General features: G+C 68.1%; 2 protein-coding genes. One reads left to right on the plus strand and one right to left on the minus strand.

Annotation, left to right across the window (positions count from 1 at the left end; genetic code table 11):
- Window positions 1-1943: ExeM/NucH family extracellular endonuclease (locus T432_RS08895; protein ID WP_156026350.1), on the minus strand; the 1943-nt coding region annotated here is incomplete at its 3' end.
- 260 nt (window positions 1944-2203) lie between these two features.
- On the opposite strand from T432_RS08895, the gene T432_RS08900 reads away from it, so the two are divergent.
- Window positions 2204-3520, plus strand: coding sequence for a lasso peptide biosynthesis B2 protein (locus T432_RS08900; protein WP_034351138.1), 1317 nt, complete (start codon window positions 2204-2206; stop codon window positions 3518-3520).
- Window positions 3521-3556 lie beyond the last annotated feature (36 nt).

Raw genomic sequence — 3556 nt, forward strand, 5'->3', positions numbered from 1 at the left:
AGTTGATTCCAGCAGCCCTGGCCCGTGTCCACGTCGCCGGACGTGGGGCAGCTGCCTTTGCTCTTGAGGTGGTTGGCGATCACGCTGAAGACGCCGCCCGTGGTCTTGTCACGGAACGTCTGGGCGACGGGCGGGCGCGAGAAGACAGAGTTGTTGTCGGTCATGAACTGGCCGACCGGCGTGACCTTAGACGGCTTGTAGATGATGGCGACTTTGATGGCGTCGGTACCGACGGAGCCCGTCGTCACGGCGGCGTAGGTCCCGGCGCCGGCTTTCTCATTGAGCGCCGCGACAAGGTCGTTGAGCGCCGTATCACCATTGTTCTGCACTTCCATCAGCGACAGCACGTCGGCGTTCAGGGTGGTCAGCGTGGTCGCCATCTTGGCGCGTTGCCGGGCCAGCTCACCGGCGTTGTTTGCGCCGCGGTCCGTGCTGCCGCCGTAAGTCGTGAAGTAGTTCAGGACGTTGGCACCGCCCACCCGCAGGCTGCCACCGACGTCATGCGGCAGGGCGTTGCTGGCGCGGCTGTTGGCGGAGACGAACTCGACCGCTCCCTCCGGCTCCAGCATGGGCTGATTGGCAACCGAATGCCACACGCCGCTCAGGCCGGTGACCGTGTCGCCCGTGCGGCGGGTCCGCTCGGCGCTGAGGTAGTTCAGGTCCAGCGGGTTTTGTGCGCTGACGCCGTCATCGAGTGTGATGGTACTCTGCTCGCTGGCGCTGGCGTTCCCGTTGGTGGGATTGAACATGCGCCCGGCGTTCGATAGGTCGAGTTGCCCGTAGCGGCCATAGGTGTAGTTGTTGGTGATGGTCAGCGTTTCGGGGAAGCGCACGCGCATGCCCTCATAACGCTCCTGTTGCGTCTTGTCGAGCGGCAGCTTCAGCTCGGCGGCAGGCGGCAGCGCCAGGCCGGAAAGCAGTTTGGTCACGGTGGGCGCCGTCATCTGGGTGGCGCCGCCGTATTCGGCCACCGTGCCGCTGACCCGCACGCGGTCGCCCGCGCTGAGCGCCGGGCAACTCGCCGCGCAGTAGACGAACAGGCCGTCGCTGGTGGTCTCGTCCCTGTCGGCGTCGATGCCCTCTTCCTGCACGAAAAAGCCGCTCAGACCAGGCTCGACCGCTGTCACGACGCCTTCGATGGTCTGCGCGCCGGTCAAGGCTGCGGGCCGGTCGCCGCCGGGGGTCTGGCCCTGAACCGCACCGATGTTGGTCAGCGTGGTGCTGGGCACGTTGTCGGCCACGGTGAAGACCAGGTCGAACGAAAAGGGGTTGTCCTGAGAGTTGCTGGCCGCTGGAATGCTCGCGGCGAGGGTGACCTGCCCGGTCGCGCCCGCCGGCAGGGCGCCCATCTTCCAGCCGGTGTGCGAGGTGCCGGCGAGTTGCAGGCCCGCAGGCAGGTTGACCTGCACGCTGCCGCTGTCGAGGTCACGGAGCAGCTGAGTCTTGACCGCCGTCTTGGGGTCGTTCGACGAGTCGAAGGCCAGCAGCGGCGCGCGGCTCGAAGCATCGCTGCCGTCGAAGTAGCGCACGTTCTTGAACGCCGTGGTGCCGATGGTCCCGCCCGCGCCTTCGGTGTCGACCGGAATGAAGGTCGGCGCGGCGAGGGGCTGGTCACTGGTGTTGGTCACGTCGAACGTCGCCCACATCCGCAGGGTGTTGTTCGAGCTGTCGACGTAGTAGCCGTAGTTGTTGCTCTTGAAGCTCAGGCCGCCCACTTCAGTCGCCTGAGCGCCCAAGCGCTGCACGCTGGCCTGCTTGATGGCGCTGCCCGCCCCGCTGAGGCTGAGCTGGTACACGCCGAGGCTGCTGCGGGAAGTACCGCTGGTCACGGGCCCTGGGGCAGGCACCGCCGCGCCTGTGCCCGCAGGCTGCTGGCTTCCGCAGGCACTCAGGGCCAGAAGGCCAGCCAGCAAGAGGGCATTGGCGGCGCGCTTACCAGACATTGCTGTTACCACCAGTAGGACGGGAGCCGCCGGGGCCGATGGGCAGGCTGTAAATCAGGGTCATGGCCTTCCAGGGGCCGAGGTCCTGCACGGCAGGGGCCTGGTAGGGGCGGGGTTCAGGCTTAACAGCAGTCTTCTGACAATGTTCTGACATGTATAAACTCCTTAAGAAGATGAAGGGCTGCGCCAGCTTACCCTCAAATCGTCAGGGAAGTGCAAGGTTCTCTCATGACGCTCTGCGCGTGCTGTACTGGGCGCCTATGGATTCCCTGTCCGAAGTGCTGCGACGGACCTTCGCTGCGCCCAGCGAGGTCACCGCGGACGACCTCCCCACCCTGCGCCAGCTCCATCTGGGGGGGTACCTCCGCCCGCGCTTGCCGCAGGGCCACCCACTGCGCGGTGCGCTGAAAATGGACGCCGTGCAGCTCGCCGCGCGCCACGCCCTCATCAAAAGCGAGGTCCGGCCCCTGTTGCAGCTCTGGGCCGATGCCGGGGTGCCGGCCCTGCTGTTCAAGGGCTTCGCGCTGGCCGAATTCGACTACGCGACCCCCGCCGAGCGCTTTTACGGCGACTTGGACCTGCTGCTGCCGAATGACCCCGACCTCATCAGCCGCGCCGTTCACCTCGCGCTGGCCCACGGCTGGCGCAGTGACGGTCAGCACGCCAGTCCGTCCACCTGGACGCATGAATGCGCGCACCTCGTGAGCCCGAGTGGGCAGGCCAAGCTCGACGTTCACCGCTTCGTCACGACCTGGGAGGTAGGGCCGCAAGAAAGGATGCAGGCGCTCACCCGGCAGATGTGGGCCTCGGCGGTGCCGACCGATTGGGCCGGCGTGCCTGTCTTGCTCCCCTCCCCCGCCGACCGCGCGGTGCTGACGCTGGCCGTCAGCCGCTGCTGGGGGGGCGACGCGGGGGGACTGAAGCCCGCCGATGTTCCTGACTTGCAGGTGTTGCGCGAACGGCACCGGTTGACCGATGAGGCGCTGGCGCGGCGGGCGCAGGAACTCGGGGTCAGCCAGACCTGGGCGGCCTTTCTCAGGGTCTGTCAGCCCGCTGGCCCGGAGTTGGCGAGCGCCTTGCAGGGTCGCTTGCCTGTCCTCCTGGACGCCGCGCGGCGCGACGGACGAGACCACCGTGCTCTGCTCTGGCGTGCCCGGCTCCGCAACGCCCCCCGCCGCGCCGTCTGGATGCTGCGGCTGCTGCCGGACGTGTATGCGGCGGCCCGGGTCGGACGACAGGGCGGAGACCCCCGCGCGGCCCTGCGGCCCTGGGGCCAGCCGGTCTCAGGCCGCCTCAGCCTGAGTGCCCAGAACGACCTGATCGGCGCGGTGAACTGGTGGACGCGGCTGCTCTATCCCCGGCAGTCCCGGCGCGGCGTGTGCGTCCCGCGAGCGACGGCAACCTACCGGGCACTGCGCCGCTACGGCCACCCCGCCGTATTCGTCAGCGGCGTGGCCCGGACCCCGACCGGCCTGACGGGGCACGCCTGGGTCGAAGACGACCGCGGCGTGATGGAGAGCTACGGCGAGCCGCTGGTGCGTCAGCGGTTTACCGAGTCCTTCCGGGTGCCTGAATAAATCACGTTCAACCAGCTCTCTCCAGCACGCCGACAG

This window comes from Taylorella asinigenitalis ATCC 700933, assembly GCF_000687755.1.
Lineage (GTDB): Bacteria > Pseudomonadota > Gammaproteobacteria > Burkholderiales > Burkholderiaceae_B > Taylorella > Taylorella asinigenitalis.

Bases quoted from the DNA above. Each gene is read 5' to 3' on its own strand.
- T432_RS08900 (WP_034351138.1), top strand. From the start codon at position 2,204: ATGGATTCCCTGTCCGAAGTGCTGCGACGGACCTTCGCTGCGCCCAGC.